General features: G+C 36.9%; 13 protein-coding genes. 1 reads left to right on the top strand and 12 read right to left on the bottom strand.

Annotation, left to right across the window (positions count from 1 at the left end):
- Positions 1–23: 23 nt before the first annotated feature.
- Positions 24–713 carry a ComF family protein gene (locus tag GYV61_RS00065; RefSeq protein WP_174794307.1) on the bottom strand — a complete coding sequence of 230 codons (690 nt, stop codon included), beginning with the start codon at positions 711–713 and terminating at the stop codon, positions 24–26.
- Positions 710–1,993, bottom strand: coding sequence for an ATP-dependent helicase ComFA (locus GYV61_RS00060; RefSeq protein WP_174794306.1), 1,284 nt, complete (start codon positions 1,991–1,993; stop codon positions 710–712). The genes GYV61_RS00065 and GYV61_RS00060 overlap by 4 nt, the downstream gene beginning before the upstream one ends.
- A 42-nt stretch (positions 1,994–2,035) precedes the next feature.
- On the opposite strand from GYV61_RS00060, the gene GYV61_RS00055 reads away from it, so the two are divergent.
- Positions 2,036–2,704, top strand: a complete 669-nt coding sequence (locus tag GYV61_RS00055) for a YigZ family protein (RefSeq protein WP_238786728.1) — start codon at positions 2,036–2,038, stop codon at positions 2,702–2,704.
- Between the two features lie 38 nt (positions 2,705–2,742).
- Here GYV61_RS00055 and GYV61_RS00050 read toward each other — a convergent pair whose 3' ends face one another.
- The 10 genes from GYV61_RS00050 to GYV61_RS00005 all read right to left on the bottom strand — a co-directional run bounded on the left by GYV61_RS00050 (position 2,743) and on the right by GYV61_RS00005 (position 15,256).
- Positions 2,743–3,897, bottom strand: coding sequence for a glycosyltransferase family 4 protein (locus GYV61_RS00050; RefSeq protein ID WP_046324601.1), 1,155 nt, complete (start codon positions 3,895–3,897; stop codon positions 2,743–2,745).
- 141 nt (positions 3,898–4,038) lie between these two features.
- Positions 4,039–5,835 (bottom strand): FAD-binding protein, encoded by a 1,797-nt coding sequence (locus GYV61_RS00045; protein ID WP_174794305.1) that lies wholly within the window; start codon positions 5,833–5,835, stop codon positions 4,039–4,041.
- A gap of 21 nt (positions 5,836–5,856) precedes the next feature.
- Entirely contained in the window at positions 5,857–7,662 is a 1,806-nt protein-coding gene (locus tag GYV61_RS00040) for an FAD-dependent oxidoreductase (protein WP_174794304.1), read from the bottom strand.
- A 15-nt stretch (positions 7,663–7,677) separates the two neighbouring features.
- A complete protein-coding gene (locus GYV61_RS00035; protein WP_174794303.1) occupies positions 7,678–8,673 on the bottom strand; it encodes a helix-turn-helix transcriptional regulator in 996 nt (331 codons plus the stop codon).
- Between the two features lie 147 nt (positions 8,674–8,820).
- Positions 8,821–10,452: a ribonuclease Y gene (rny, locus tag GYV61_RS00030; RefSeq protein ID WP_174794302.1), complete on the bottom strand. Its 1,632-nt coding sequence runs from the start codon at positions 10,450–10,452 to the stop codon at positions 8,821–8,823.
- Positions 10,453–10,583: 131 nt separating this feature from the next.
- A complete protein-coding gene (gene recA, locus GYV61_RS00025; RefSeq protein WP_046324597.1) occupies positions 10,584–11,693 on the bottom strand; it encodes a recombinase RecA in 1,110 nt (369 codons plus the stop codon).
- Positions 11,694–11,844: 151 nt separating this feature from the next.
- Positions 11,845–12,504, bottom strand: coding sequence for an ABC transporter permease (locus GYV61_RS00020; protein WP_046324596.1), 660 nt, complete (start codon positions 12,502–12,504; stop codon positions 11,845–11,847).
- Complete coding sequence (locus tag GYV61_RS00015; RefSeq protein ID WP_174794301.1) at positions 12,504–13,439, bottom strand: osmoprotectant ABC transporter substrate-binding protein; 936 nt, start codon at positions 13,437–13,439, stop codon at positions 12,504–12,506. Before GYV61_RS00015 ends, GYV61_RS00020 begins: the two co-directional genes overlap by 1 nt.
- Before the next feature lie 13 nt (positions 13,440–13,452).
- On the bottom strand, positions 13,453–14,076 hold the full coding sequence (locus tag GYV61_RS00010; RefSeq protein ID WP_174794300.1) for an ABC transporter permease: 624 nt from the start codon (positions 14,074–14,076) through the stop codon (positions 13,453–13,455).
- A 1-nt stretch (position 14,077) separates the two neighbouring features.
- Positions 14,078–15,256 (bottom strand): betaine/proline/choline family ABC transporter ATP-binding protein, encoded by a 1,179-nt coding sequence (locus GYV61_RS00005; RefSeq protein WP_174794299.1) that lies wholly within the window; start codon positions 15,254–15,256, stop codon positions 14,078–14,080.
- Positions 15,257–15,541 lie beyond the last annotated feature (285 nt).

Raw genomic sequence — 15,541 nt, 5'->3', positions numbered from 1 at the left:
TGAAAGCGCTGAACAATTTTGTTTTATCTACATAAGGTAAAACTACTGATTTTCGCATTAGGGAAAATTTTTGCCAGCGCATCTCGAGCATGATAAAGCGTTCTGCCAGTAGTGTATATGTCATCCAGCAAGAGGACAGTGCATTTTTGAAAATTAATCGTAAAGTTTTCCTTAACAAAAAAACTTTGCTCACTAGTTAATCTTTCGGCCCGATTCTTCTCTCCTTGGGCTCCTAGTCCTGCTTTCTTACCCAGCATGTTTGTTAAAGGAACAAGACTACCGTACAGTGCAGTGATTGTATCGAATTGTCTTTTAGCGATGTGCTCAGGAGAAGTTGGAACTGGAACATAAACATCAGCTTTAAATTCAGATAGTTCTTTAACACACAATTCTTGCAGTGCAGCGTATAAAATGTAGTCACCATAGCGCTTATAGTTAACCATTAAATCATGAAATGCTCTGTTATATAAATACACAGAGTGATTAATTAACAACTTTTCGCCGTATATTTTTTGCCAATTCACACAGTCTGAACAAATCTGATTTTGCTTCGAACTGCCTGAGCATATTGGACAATGCTTTTCAGGTACATGAATGAACTTTTTTAAACAGTGGTCACAAATACTTTTTCGATCCTTTCGGTGCAAGGAAAATAAATTTAAAAATGACATTTTTGAAATAAAATATTGTCCACATAATAGGCATTTTTTCATTTATTCATCTCACGAATTTGTTTCATAGCATTACGCAGACTTGAAGTATATTTTTGGTAGCAAAATAATATTAAACCCGTTGGATCAGTCTTAGCGCGACCAACTCTACCAGCAATTTGGACTAAACTAGAAGTATTATAAATTTTATCATCTGCTTGAACTACAATCACCCAAACATGATTAAAGGTTACACCACGTTCCAAAATAGTAGTGGTAACAAGCAATTGTATTTGTCCACGCCTGAAATTATCAACTTTTGCAATTCTCTGTACATCATTAGCATGTACACCCTCTATTGTTATTTGCTTAAATTCAGGCTCATTTCTAAGTGCGCTAACATATGGCTTAATCAAATCAATTCTGGGCAAAAATAAAAGTAGTGGATGCTTAGACTTAATTACTTTGCTAATTTCTTGCACAAGTTTTGGATTAATTCGTTTACCTTCTAAAAATGGACGTAAAAACAGTTTTTCTTTTGGTACAGGCAAGGAATAGCCATGAAAACGTCTATTTAACTTTAATTGCTGAATTTGGCCCTTTTTAACCAGTTTTAATAAATCTTTTGTAGGTGTTGCTGTCAGATAGACCATCTGGCCATTATTCTTAAGCGCATTTTTCGAAGCAAAATTAAGCTCAGGGTTCTGCACATATGGAAAAGAATCAGCTTCATCAATGATCAATAGGTCAAAAGCACAGAAAAATTTTAATAATTGATGGGTGGTACAGATGGTTAATTGCTCTAAGCCTGGCTCTTGGTATTCATGCCCATGATATTTACCAATTTTGATTTCAGTGAATGCCACTTGCAAGCGGGGAAATAATTCATTAACTACATCGATTCTTGGTGCGGCTATGCAGCACCGCTTACCTTCTGCTAAACAGTGAGCAATCAAAGGAAACATCATTTCAGTTTTACCAGCACCGGTTACTGCATGAACTAAAGTATTTTGCTTATTCATATAGTTCTTAACCAAATCCTGAGCAATTTTTTCTTGTTGAGCTGTTAATTTACCACTCCAAGTTAAGCCACCGTTTTTTGTGCGGGGAAAGTTTACTTTCTCTTCATTACGAATAAGATAATCGCCTTCAACCACTCTTCCTAAACCGATACATTCGCGACAATATCTTTTGCCATTCGGCAATTTAGCCCAAACTTTAGCATTGCAGCGTGAACACCGATCGTTGATAACAGACTTGATTTTTGTTATACCTTTCTTTGTGCTAAAATCCAGTTGACTACTAAGCCATTGACGACCAGCAAGATGAGAAATATTTTCCATTTTGTCCTCCAATGATAAATACGCAAAAAAGGGCTGATTTTTTTGAACGAAAACGAAAAAGAAGATTATTTAACCATTAAGGAAAACGGTGACCACGAATTAATAATTAAAAAAAGTCGCTTTATTGCCACTGTTATAAGAACTTTAACCGTTAAAGAGGCCGAAAAAGCAATTAATGCTGTTACCCAAAAATACCGTGATGCTACCCATAACACTTTTGCTTACACTATTGGATTAAACGACGAGCATGTTAAAGCAAGCGATAATGGTGAACCATCTGGAACCGCAGGTGTCCCGGAGTTAAAGGCACTTCAATTAATGAATCTTAAAAACGTTACCGTGGTAGTAACGCGCTATTTTGGTGGGATAAAACTGGGAGCTGGCGGTTTAATCCGTGCTTATTCCAACAGTGTCACTAAGGCTGTTGAAGCTATTGGAGTGGTTAAGCGCGTGCAGCAACAGGGCTTGAAATTTCAAGTCGATTATAAAAAATTTGACGAAACTCAGCATTATCTTAATCAAAAAAAGATTTTCATTGATAATATAGATTATGGAGCGAAAGTCACAATTTCCATTTTTATTGATGAAGATAAGTTAAAGCAGCTTGAAAATGACTTAATCAATATTTTGGCGGGCAAAGTAGAATTTGAGCTTCTTCCCCAAAGATATAACGAAGTACCTGTCACTCAACACAACTACCATGAGCAGTAAAAAAGACTCACATGTGAAATGTGAGTCAAGTTTAAAATTTATTCTTTTTTCTTCTTTTTTAATTGCTCAGGTTTATCTTGTCCCAAATGCCATACCTCAACTGTTGGATCTTTTTTACTGCGTGAATTAATTAATTTTTGGGTTAAATTCAGCAGAGGCTTATATTTTTCACCTAAAAGCCCAATGGACTCTACGAAAAATTCAAGTGCAACTGCCAGACCAGCAATTAAGACCCACATGCCCCACATTGGTGACAATAAAAATAACAGGGAAATAAAAGAAAAGACCAGTGATATTGCATAAATACTTAAAACCGTTTGTCTGTGGGTTAAGCCCATTCTCATTAGTTGATGATGCAAATGGTGCTTATCAGCTTGGGAAACGGGTCGATTATTAAGTTTGCGCCGAATCATAGCATAAAGCGTATCGGTAATCGGCACGCCTAGAATAGTAACCGGCACAAGCAGCGAAATGAAAGTTACGTTCTTCAAGCCTTTTAGAGAAAATACGGCAATCATAAATCCGATGTATAAAGCACCGGTATCGCCTAAAAATATTTTAGCCGGGTGAAAATTATATGGTAAAAAGCCCAGTAAACAAGCTGCCAGCATAAAACAGCCGATCGGAATATAGAGTTGGCCGGTGTGCAAAAAGAAATAGCCGACAATTCCCATCGTTATGAGTGAAATCATAGAGACACCATCAGCCAATCCGTCAAGTCCATCAATTAAGTCAACAGCATTAGTTAAAGCTAAGATCCAAAAAATGGTAATTGGCAGACTCCACCATCCCAGATTTATTTGTTTATTCAAAAATGGCAGGTTGAGAACATTCATTTTAATACCGGCAAGAAAATAAATTACTAAAGCGCCAATAAAAATACCCAGCATTTTTTGTCTTGGCTTCAGCTCCATAATATCATCGATTATGCCAGTCAAGACAATTACACTTGAGCCTAAAAGTATGCTAAATGCTTCATGAGTTGGAAACTGATCGCGCAGGAGAATAAAAGCTCCTATATTGAAGGTGACAAAAATACCCAATCCCCCTAGGGTTGGCATCGGTTTTTTATTTACTCTTCTTTTATTGGGAATGTCGACAGCACCTAATACGAAAGCTAATCGCCTAATAAAAGGTGTGATCGCAGCCTGTATAATCACTAAAAAGAATAATTCAACAATAATTTTAAACATAGTCGGCTACTTTCATTTAAAGTTGTCTTAATTATACAGGGTAGAGCAAAAATGCACAAATTAGGTTGATTATCATAAATATTTCCAAATAAAAAACTGGATGCAAATGTATCCAGTTTTAATTATATTTAACTCCAAAAACTAATTCTGTGAAGCACCAGAATTAGTATCAGTTTTTACTTGAGCATTCTTTGCAGCACTTTCACCGGCAATTCTGCCAAAAACAATAGCGTTTGTAATACCCATTCCGCAACCTGGATAGGTCATTCCTCGCCATCCGCCTGTCGTACTACCAGCAGCAAAGAGATTACTAATTTTTCTATCAAAATTATCCAAAACTTCTGCTTTAGTATTGATGCACAATCCTCCAGCCATATCCGGTGTTGATGGCGCAAGTTTAGCGGCATAGTATGGAGCCTTAAAAGCAGTTAAATCTTTTTGGCGACCAAATTCCGTATCTTGACCATTGTTTACATCATTATTCCATTTAGCAATTGTTTTCTCTAACACATTAGGGTTTAAATTAATTTGCTCTGCTAATTCCGCGATAGTATCTGCTTTTTTAAAGTAGCCATCTTCTACTTCGCGTTTTAAATGCGGTGAAGGAGCTGGGGCAGAAAAGGCAGCTGGCATTTCATTTGCCATTCCTTCATCGAAAATCAGCCACACGAAACCATGATCTAGATCAGCAATTTTCTTAGAAGCGTATTCGAAATACATATCTTCTCTAAAGTGTCTTTTAGCATCTGTTCCAACCCAAATATAAGGTTTTGTCCAAGCTGTGCACAAAGGCCCAATACAAACATTATCGCCTGATTGAGTTCCAATAGAATTTGCTATTGGCATCCACATATCTTTTAACTTGGCGCCAATTTCTGCACCCATTGTGATACCATCACCCATTTGCCTAATAGAACCATATGATTCTCCTACAGCAAAATCTGGTGCAAAGCTTTTAAGCATTTCTTTATTGCGTGAAAAACCTGCAGTTGCAATAACAACGCTTTGAGCTTTGTAGTTACCTTTATTAGTATGTACACCAACTACATTATTTTTCTCATCAGTAATTAAGTTCTCAGCTGTAATATTAAAAATAAATTTTGTGCCAACTGCTTTTGCCTTATTGTAAAGTGGCTTTGAAAGACCATAGCCACTTTTTTCGACAGTTAAATGAGACCTTGCTGCCGGAGTCGCATATTCTTTCATTGCTTCTTCATTGCCAATTTCTTGTACTTCTTGGAAATTGACCCCAACTTCTCCAGCAAGCCATTCATAATCTTCAGCAGCATGTTCTACTATTATTTCACGCATATCCGCATCTTCGTATCCTTGACCGACTGCTTTCAAATAATTATTCCAATTGTCTTTAGAGTCTTTAATACCTTGCGCTTTTTGCAAGCTAGTACCACCACCAGCATTGTAATAACCTCCAGACAGAGTCATATCAGATAGCATATAGCTTGATGTATATTCCAAACATATTACGGAAGCACTTTTTTGCCTTGCTGTAATGGAAGCTGCAAGTCCAGCAGCTCCAGCACCAATTACCAACACGTCAGCATGATCTTCAAATTGCAAATCATCTGGATTGACGTTACGGTAGTCCTTACCATCATCCTTTTTCACTGTATTTCTAAGATCAACTCTTTTATCAAGACCACTGGGATCGCCAGCTTTTGAAACAGCAACTTTGACTGCTTTTTGTACAGCTTGAAAACTAATAGTTGCTCCGGTGACTGCGTCAATATTATATGACTGATGCTCAACAATTAGCTTCGGTGCTTTTTTTAAAGCAGCAGTGCTTATGCCAGAAGTTTCATCTTGTTGATCAATTGTTATATCCGTAATTTTATTGTCTTTGACTTTTACCGAAACCTTGACTTCACCACGATTACCAGAGCCTTTTCCCTGATAAATACCATCTTTTAAATTTGCCATTTCTTATCCTTTCGTTAAAATCTATGCCTGCTTCAAAGCAGATACTACAGCTTCTTTAAATGCGCGACTTGATGCAGAAGCTCCAGAAACAGCATCTACGTTAGCTGTTTTCTTAGCTAGCATTTCTGTTTTCATTTCCTTAATTGCTTTTTCACCGTAGTCAGGTGATTCGCTTTCTTTTAAAACTTCAATATTGCTTGGACGCTTATCACTGTCAACTGTTACTCGCACTACGATTTCATTGCCCATGCCACTTGAAGATTTACCAATGTATTGATTTTCAGCAGTTGAATAGCTTTCTTCTTTAACATCTGATTCAGGAAATGCAGTATCAGCATTATTTTCACTAACACTGGCACCTGAAACAACTTGATCATCTTTAATTTTGGCGGCATTTTCTCCAGCTATCTTACCAAATATTAAGCAGTCAGCCATGTCACCCCCGCCATTATATTGATTTGCACCTATATGACCCAGTTCACCAGCAGCATATAAGTGTGGCAAAATTTTCTGATCTGTATCTAATACTTCAGCATTTTTATTTCGGCGTGGGCCACCCTGGGTGTTTAACATGGTGTGTTGTTGAGCTAACGAATAAAATGGACCCGTAAGTGAAATTTTGGTCATTGACTCTGGCTTACGTCCACATTGGTAATCAACTCCTCGATCAACGAAGAAATTATACGTGTTCAAAGTATTTTCTAAAACTGCCGGATCAACTTTTATTTCTTGAGCTAAGTCAGCGATAGTTTCTGACTTAACCACTTTAGTTAAAGCTTCCTTTTGAAATTCATCATTCTCAGCTGAGAATAGTTCATCGTATTTATTCTGATCAAAAATCATATGAGGATGCACTTGGGCTAAAGGGATTCTCCAAATACCATGATTATAGCGATGACCATGACGGGTTGGATCGTCTTCTGCTACATAACGTGTACCATCATCGCCAACTGTGATCAGTGAACCGGCAAATAATGCTTTCCAGGCCATAATGTTATGAGCTCTTTGGCCTTTGGGAGCAGCTAAATTAACAGTTCCACCTGGTTCATAATTATTCATGTGCCACAAATCTGCACCAACTTCTATAGCCATTTTGATGCCATCGCCATTGTTATAAAGCGTACCGTATGGTAATAAATTAGTTTCACCTAAATAATCCTGCACCATTTGTTCGTTATTTTCAAATCCACCAAGTGCTAAAACTACACCATTTTTTGCATGGACGTTGAACAACTTGCCTTTATTTTTAATCTGTACACCTATTATTGTCTTATCAGTATCCTGAATTAAATGCTTTGCTGGCGTTGAATAAAGCACATCAATCTTGTCGCTGCGATCTAAAACATTCTGGCGCAATTTCTTCCAAAGAGCAGCATCGAATATTTGATCATGCACTAACAAGTCGTCGTTTGTATCTGCACCTTCAAATTCGGGATATTCAGCACTCATGTATGCCAACATAGCAACATTTTTGTTACCTGGGTTATTTTTAACGCTGAATGCTTTACCACCGAGATACTTTTCGAAGTAATCTGGTAAATTGACCATCCCTTTTACAAAAGTTTCTAGCACCTGCTCATCTAAATCAAGTGGAGCAGTCATTTTTTGATAATACTTTTTTAGCTTTTCATAATCATAACCTGCTTCAACAATCTGTCCACAATATCTGGTATTACCACCTTCATGTCCCTCTGGTGCACTATCTACTAAAAGGACTTTTGCTCCTTTATCTGCAGCGAAACGTGCTGCTGTAGCACCTGCTCCACCAAAACCGATTACCACAACATCATAAGTTGCATTCCATGATTCGTTATCTTTTAAAAACATTTTGTTTCCTCCTAATTAAATTACCGCATTTATACTATTAGTTTTTAATATTGCTTGAAGCCTATATTCTTTAACAGTCACTCCTGTCCATTTCTTAAAGGCTTTATAGAACGAAGAAACACTATTAAAGCCAACTAGAAAACTTACTTCTACAGTATTTAAAGTTCTGTCTTGAAGTAGATTTTGAGCCAAAATTTTCTGCACAATACTTAACTGTTTTTTAAAAGTTGTGCCTTCATTTTGCAGCCATCTTTGTAATGTTCTTGATGAAATACCCAGTTTATTTGCTACGTCTTTTACCTGAAAATTACCTCCGGCTATCAATTTAAACAGAGTGTTTTGTACCACTGCAGAAATTGGAGGATTTATATTTAATTCTTTTATGTACTTTTTCAAACCAGGCTCCATGAAATTCCACATTACATCATTTTTGGTTACAAATGACTGCTCCAAATCATACTTTCTAAACACCAAATAATTGTCTAAGCTATTTTGAGCTTCAATACCTAAATATTTATTTATTCTTGATCCATACTCATATTTGCTCCCAATAGATACGGGTATAACACATTTATTTGTACCTGCTCTAATCAGACTTACTAAAGAAATTTGATCTACTAATAGGCTAAAACGTGAAAATTTACGATATTTGTCCAAATATTTAATATGAATTCTTAATTTTTCACCTTCCTCAAAAGTTCCCATTTCAATTGGACCTATAAGCTGCTGGTAAGCTGCTAGGCGGGAAATTGCCTGTAAGCCATTTTTGCTTGACAAAGCTGCAAAATATGGGGGAACAAATTGGTAAAAATTACGAACATCACTACACTTCAACAGCTGTTTATCATTTGCTTCTTTGTCTAACATTTCAAATACATGAGAATTTTTAATCCACTTTGCATTCAGATATTTGTCCATTACGCTAGAATCAAGTAAACCAGAAATTGAATTAAATGGGTAACCTAATTCTAGTAGGAAATCTTTTAATTCAGTTGTTATTTTTAGATTCATAGCAGGTTCCTCCATTCAATCCGTATTGTATACCCTTTCATTTTACCAAAATGTGCTTTTTTGCGCTTTTTTATGTTAATTTACGCCATATTTTGAAGATATATTACAAAACAAAAAAGGATTGAATTTTGCATTCAATCCTTTTATTTACTTTGCAATTGATACAGCACGTTTTTCACGAATAACTGTTATTTTAATATTACCCGGGTAATCAAGTTCTTTTTCAATTTGATTGCGAATGTCGCGTGCTAAAACTGTAATACGATCATCTGAAATCTTGTCAGGTTCAACCATCACGCGGACTTCTCGACCAGCTTGAATAGCATACGCTTGTTTGACTCCATCATACCTATTTGCTATTTGCTCGAGGTCGGTAAGTCTTCTGATATAATTTTCCAAACTTTCGCTTCTAGCACCAGGTCTTGCAGAAGAAATGGTATCCGCTGCAACTACCAATTCAGCAATAAATGATAACTTAGGCACATCCCCATGGTGTGCTGCAATTGCATTAACAACCACATCCGGCTCATGATACTTCCTTGTCAGTTCTACACCAATTTCTACGTGTGAACCTTCAATGTCATGGTCGACTGCTTTTCCAATATCGTGTAATAATCCCGCGCGAACGGCTAATTTTTCATTTAATCCAAGCTCCGCAGCCATTGTACCAGCTAATTTTGCAACTTCAATTGAATGACCCAAAACATTTTGACCATAAGATGTCCGGTATTTGAGTCTACCCAATATTTTAACCAGTTCTGGATTCATTTTATGAATTCCCAGCTCCATTAGAGCGCTTTCTCCAGCTTCGTAAATATCATCGTTTACTTCTTTACGAGCTTTATCAACTGTTTCCTCTATTCGAGCCGGATGAATGCGTCCATCCTTAATCAAACGTTCCATTGCCCTTTTCGCAATTTCACGCCTGATGGCATCAAAACCACTTAAAGTTACAACTTTTGGAGTGTCATCAATTATAAGATCAACTCCAGTAAGAGCTTCAAAAGATCTAATATTACGTCCTTCACGACCAATAATTCGACCCTTCATTTCCTCATTAGGCAAATCAACTACAGATACTGTTGTTTCAGCTACTGTATCTGCCGAGCTACTTTGAATTGCATCAATAATTATTTTGCGCGCATAATGGTCAGCTTTAGCTTTTACTTCTTGATTACTATTACTAATCAACTCTGCCCGTTCTTTAACTAATTCATCTGCTAATTGATCTAAAACAAGCTTTTTTGCCTGCTCTTTGTCTAAATGAGCCACTTCGTAAAGCTTCTGCGTAGTCTGTTCAACTAATGCATCAGCTTTTTGCAATTTAGCAGCTAATTCTGTTTGCTTTTGCTCTAGCTGTTCATCTTTTTTAGTTAAATCATCCTCTTTTTCTTTTAGCAAAGAGTTTTTATGATCAAGAGTATCCTCTCGTTGGGTTAAGCGATTTTGATCGCGTGCAATTTTGTCACGTTTGTCGTTTAATTCATCTTCAACTTTTTGTCGATAGTCTTGAATTTGTTCTTGAGCTTCAAGAATTTTTTCTTTTTTAGTGTTTTGCGCACTTTGTTTAATAGCATCAGCCGCTTGCTTTTGTGCATTGACTTCAGCTTTAGCAGCGTCAACTCGTGCTTTTGCTTCGGTTAAAATATGGTCGGCATCGTTTTGAGCGTTCTGAGCCCTTTTCTCCCAGATCCTTTTACGAATAAAGTATCCTACAACAACGCCAACAATAATTGAAATTATAGCTATCGCGACGGGAATCAAAAATTTACTTATCATGATTTCTATCGCCTTTTTTATTTTTTTAGATTATTCACACAATATTAATAATAAAGAACGATGGGACTTATGTCAAACGACATGAAAAAACCTTAACCCATTTTCACAGGTCAAGGTTTATTTCCTCGTAATTAGCTTTTGCTGTCTGCTTCTTTTTTAGCAGAAGCTTCCTTTTCTGTATCAGCAGCCTTTTGGGCTCTCTTAGCTTTTATTTTTTCAGGATCTTCTCTTTCAGCAACTGATTCTTCATCAATACCGAAAGCTTGACGAACCTGCTTTTGAACATCGTCATAGACATCAGGGTGATCCTCAAGGTACTTCTTAGCATTTTCTCGGCCCTGACCAATTCGTTCATCGTGATATGAATACCAGGAGCCGGCCTTGGCTATAATGTCTTTGTCGGCCGCCATATCCAACAGTTCACCACTCTGTGAAATACCCTTGCCATACATCATGTCAACTTCAGCAACTTTAAAAGGCGGTGCAACTTTGTTTTTAACTACCTTGATTTTTACACGGTTACCAGTAATTTCTCCACCGGTTTGCTTGATCTTTTCCGCTCTTCTGATTTCCAAACGAATAGTGGCATAAAACTTCAGTGCCCGACCACCAGGAGTAGTTTCAGGATTACCAAACATAATTCCAACTTTTTCACGAATTTGATTGATAAAAATTGCAATAGTTTTGGTCTTATTAATATTACCCGAAAGCTTACGCAGAGCTTGACTCATTAAACGAGCTTGCAGACCAACATGACTGTCACCCATTTCTCCGTCAATTTCAGCTTGAGGCACAAGTGCTGCAACAGAGTCAACAACTAAAATATCAATTGCACCACTTGTAATCAACGTATCAGCAATTTGTAAACCTTCTTCACCAGTATTTGGCTGAGACAAAATAAGTGAATCAACATCAACACCTAATGCCTCCGCATAAGCCGGATCCATAGCATTTTCGGCATCGATATAAGCGGCTGTACCACCTCTTTTTTGCACTTCAGCTACTGCATGTAATGCAACCGTTGTTTTACCAGAAGATTCTGGTCCGTAAATTTCTACTATTCTACCCCGGGGATAGCCACCAACTCCCAGGGCTGCATCAAGAGCAAGCGAACCTGAGGGAACGGTCGAGATTTTGGTGTCAGCTTTATCACCCATACGCATAACAGCGCCTTTACCAAAATTCTTTTCAATTTTCTTAAGCGCATTTTCCAGTGCAGCTTGTTTTTCATCCTTGGCCAAGACTCTTGTCCTCCTCTATCAAAATTTCTTTAATTTAGTACGTAATAATTATACTTTGCTTTAGTGTATATTTGCAAGAAAAAAGGCGAACAAATGTTTATTATTTTTATTCACATTATTAAATACGAAAAAAATGCAAAAAACTTTTAATTTATTTTTTAAGGCCTTTGGGTTCCAAAACTTTTTGCAAGAAATTCAAAATCACATCTGCCAAGATTGCCATCAATGCTGTAGGAAGGGCACCAGCTAGTATAATCGCACTGCCATTAGTAGCATTGGTGCCGCGAATAATTATGTCTCCTAAGCCACCTGCTCCAACGAACGAACCAATTGAAGTGATACCAATTGCTATTACCAAAGCGTTTTTCAAGCCGGCTATAATAACAGACATTGAGAGCGGTAATCTCACCATATAAAGCAGTTGCAGCTTTGTCATTCCCATTCCTTTTCCTGAATCAATGACATTCTTATTAACGTTCCTCATACCAGTATATGTATTCTTAATAATTGGCAAAAGTGAATAAAGCGTAACGGTGACAATAACGGTCATAACGCCTAGACCCAAACCAATCATTACAATAGACAAAAGGGCAAGCGAAGGAATCGTTTGAATAAAGTTCGCAATTTCTACAACAAAATCTCCTAAATGTCCATTGCGCGAAATAAAAATTCCAACCGGTATACCAATAATAGCTGCAAATAAAACGCCATAGATTGAAATGAGGAAAGTACGATTAAATTGTGCTAATACATAACTACCATTATGGACATAATAGTAAATAAATTGCTGCCATAAAGATAAATGAGACATTATTTCTCCCCCCTAAAGTAATTATGTTTTTCTAAAAACTGCCGTGCAACCGTAGCGGGTTCAAGTAGCTTGTCATCTACTTGGAAGTTCATTTTACGGATATCATGAACACTCACATTACCCACTAATCTTTCCAGAATTGCCTTTAGTTCAGGATGCTCTCTTAATAAATAGTTATTAATTAGCATGCCACAATTATATGGCGGAAAGAAATGCTTATCATCCTTCAACAGGTGCAAATTGTAGCTATCAATTCGGCCATCAGTAGAATAGCCTAGAATAACATCCATCTTACCACTTTTCAGTGCTGAATATACTAAGCCGATATTCATTGGGTGTGCTTTAGAAAAGGTTAATCCGTAAGCTGTTTGAAAAGCAGGATAACCGACTCCTGGAGCATTTACCCATTCGGATGCTACACCGAAAGAAAATTTATCTTTAACTTTCTTTAAATCAGAAATCTGATACAGATGGTACTTCTTTTGGTCTTTTGCTCTCACCATAAAAGCATAATTATTAACGAAGCCATATGTATGCAAATAAGTTTGATCCCATCTCTTTTTTACTTCACGTCTGACCGTATCATTTGCCTTTTTGGAATCCTTAATAGCTGGCAATAAAAGATTTGCAGTTAATTCACCACCATCATAAGCAGCAGCTTGAATATCGGCGTCATGACGAATTAGAGCCTGATGCTGCATAGGAGCAGAACCCAAATTATTAACAATTGAAGTTTTGTATGAAGTTTCATGTTCAATCAATTGGGCAACAATATTAGCCATAATTTGTGATTCAGTAGTTGTTAGTGCCGTAATTCTAATATTTTCCTGACTGCCTTGACTATCAGAAAGTCCAGGCAAGCCACAAGCACTAGTAGTTAACATAATAAACAAGGCTGTTATCATCAGGAATATCTTTTTAAAATACTTTTTCATGATGAATACCTCCTTATATTCCTTTTGGTGTTAATTTACGTTCAAGCTTACCCAAGAGATAATCAGTTAGAAGTGCCAATATGATAACAGGAATGGTACCACCAAAAATTAGATCAGTCTGATATAAACTAAGGCCATTAAAGATAAAGTCGCCAAGGCCCCCAGCACCTATATAAGAAGCTAGAGTCGCCCACGCAATAACATAAATAGCAGAAAGTCTTATTCCCGCCATGATTACAGGCATTGCTAAAGGAATATCAACTTTCAAAATTAATTGCAGATTAGTCATACCTAAGCCACGTGCAGAATCAATAGTGTCCGGGTTTACCCCCATCAGACCCACATATGTGTTACGCAAAATGGGCATTAAACTATAGAGAAAAAGTGCAATAATTGCGGGCAGCTTACCAACACCAAAAAATGGAATCATGATCGCAAGCAATGCCAAAGCAGGTATGGTCTGTAACATACTGGCAATAGCAATCACGACTTTTGCCACGCGCGGAAATTTCATTAATATGATACTTAATGGAACTGCTACAGCAATTCCCACGCCCAGTGAAATAGCTGAAATATATATTTGTTGCCAAGTTTTTACCAATAATTCTGAGCCATGTTGTGCAAAAAAGGCTGACATTTCAGTTCGCCTCTTTTCCCGTATTATTTTGCATGTGGCCCTTATCGCCCCATATTTTTTGATAAACGACATTAACCAAACTTGCACGAGTAACTATACCGACTAATTTATTATCCGAATCAATTACCGGAATATAACTCTTGTTACGGCTCATAATACGACTAAAGTTATCACGCAAATATTCATCCGGACCAACTGTGCTTACTTTAGTAATCAAGATATCACTAACGCTGCTTGCCTTAGAATAATTTCGTTGCAAATCATCAATTGAAATATAGCCTTTCAGGTGATCGCTGTTATCAACCACTAAAAGGGTATCAACACGGTTTTCCTTCATCATGGTTAAGGCATCGGATAAAGAAGCACCCAAGTCAATCTTAATCGGATTAGTTAGCATCACGTTTTTAACTTTTACGGTTTCATATTTTGCTTCGGACAGGCGCTCTTCACCGATCAAACTTTTAACATAGTCATTTGCAGGATGATGTAAAATTTCCTCAGGCGTTCCTACTTGAATCAACTGCCCATCATGCAAAACAACTACTTTAGTTGCAAGCTTTAATGCCTCATCCATGTCATGAGTGACAAAAACAATTGTTTTGCCTAATCGCACTTGTAAGTTTTGTACCAAATTCTGTAAACTTTCACGAGTTATCGGATCTAATGCACCAAAAGGCTCATCCATTAATATGAGATTTTGGTTTGCTGCCAGTGCGCGTACAACTCCAATTCTTTGTTGTTGACCACCAGATAGCTCAGTCGGATATCTGTCTAAATATGATTCCGGCAATTCAGCCATTTGAATTAACTTTTGCGCTTCACCAGCCAATTTTTCCTTAGGCCATTTTAATAACTTAGGTACTAAAATGATATTTTCCCTAATGGTCATATGAGGCATCAAACCATTATTTTGAATAACATACCCAATATGACGTCTCAAGTTGACGGGATTAAAACTTTTAACGTTTTTGCCGTTAACCAGCACCTCGCCTTTAGTTACGCTGTTCATGCGATTAATCATCCGCATCAAAGTAGTCTTTCCTGAACCGGAGGTGCCAATTAGGCAGCAAAAATCACCTTTATCTATTTCAAAACTGATATGGTTAACAGCCGGATTTTTCATTTTAGGATATATCTTGGATACATCTTTGAACTCAACCATTGGTATTTTTTCTCCCATAAATTTTCCTCCTTTTCAATATTTCCTTAATTTAATCCTAACAAGTAAATGGAGCATAATCAACAATTGACCATTTTATGCTCTTTTTATATTAAAAAAGAAGCACAAAAAAGCACTGCCTTTGAAGTTAACCCTCTAGATTTGAAGTGCTCCATAATAGTTAGACATTAATCTGACTATTAGGAGCACTTTTTTCATGACTAAATATTCAACTACTTTGAAAATGGAAATTTGCAGTAAATACTTATCCCACCAAACCTCTTTAGCTAAACTAGAACGCGAATA

It is taken from the genome of Lactobacillus melliventris (assembly GCF_013346935.1).
GTDB lineage: Bacteria > Bacillota > Bacilli > Lactobacillales > Lactobacillaceae > Lactobacillus.
This window is presented reverse-complemented; position numbering and strand designations above follow the sequence as displayed.

Excerpts from the sequence above, each read along its gene's own strand:
- GYV61_RS00035 (WP_174794303.1), bottom strand. The coding sequence starts at position 8,673 with ATGAATCTAAAAATAACAACTGAATTAAAAGATTTCCTACTAGAATTA.
- rny (WP_174794302.1), bottom strand. The coding sequence starts at position 10,452 with ATGATAAGTAAATTTTTGATTCCCGTCGCGATAGCTATAATTTCAATT.
- GYV61_RS00005 (WP_174794299.1), bottom strand. The coding sequence starts at position 15,256 with ATGGGAGAAAAAATACCAATGGTTGAGTTCAAAGATGTATCCAAGATA.
- GYV61_RS00020 (WP_046324596.1), bottom strand. The coding sequence starts at position 12,504 with ATGTCTCATTTATCTTTATGGCAGCAATTTATTTACTATTATGTCCAT.
- GYV61_RS00050 (WP_046324601.1), bottom strand. The coding sequence starts at position 3,897 with ATGTTTAAAATTATTGTTGAATTATTCTTTTTAGTGATTATACAGGCT.
- GYV61_RS00040 (WP_174794304.1), bottom strand. The coding sequence starts at position 7,662 with ATGTTTTTAAAAGATAACGAATCATGGAATGCAACTTATGATGTTGTG.
- GYV61_RS00060 (WP_174794306.1), bottom strand. The coding sequence starts at position 1,993 with ATGGAAAATATTTCTCATCTTGCTGGTCGTCAATGGCTTAGTAGTCAA.
- GYV61_RS00065 (WP_174794307.1), bottom strand. The coding sequence starts at position 713 with ATGAAAAAATGCCTATTATGTGGACAATATTTTATTTCAAAAATGTCA.
- GYV61_RS00015 (WP_174794301.1), bottom strand. The coding sequence starts at position 13,439 with ATGAAAAAGTATTTTAAAAAGATATTCCTGATGATAACAGCCTTGTTT.
- GYV61_RS00010 (WP_174794300.1), bottom strand. The coding sequence starts at position 14,076 with ATGTCAGCCTTTTTTGCACAACATGGCTCAGAATTATTGGTAAAAACT.
- GYV61_RS00045 (WP_174794305.1), bottom strand. The coding sequence starts at position 5,835 with ATGGCAAATTTAAAAGATGGTATTTATCAGGGAAAAGGCTCTGGTAAT.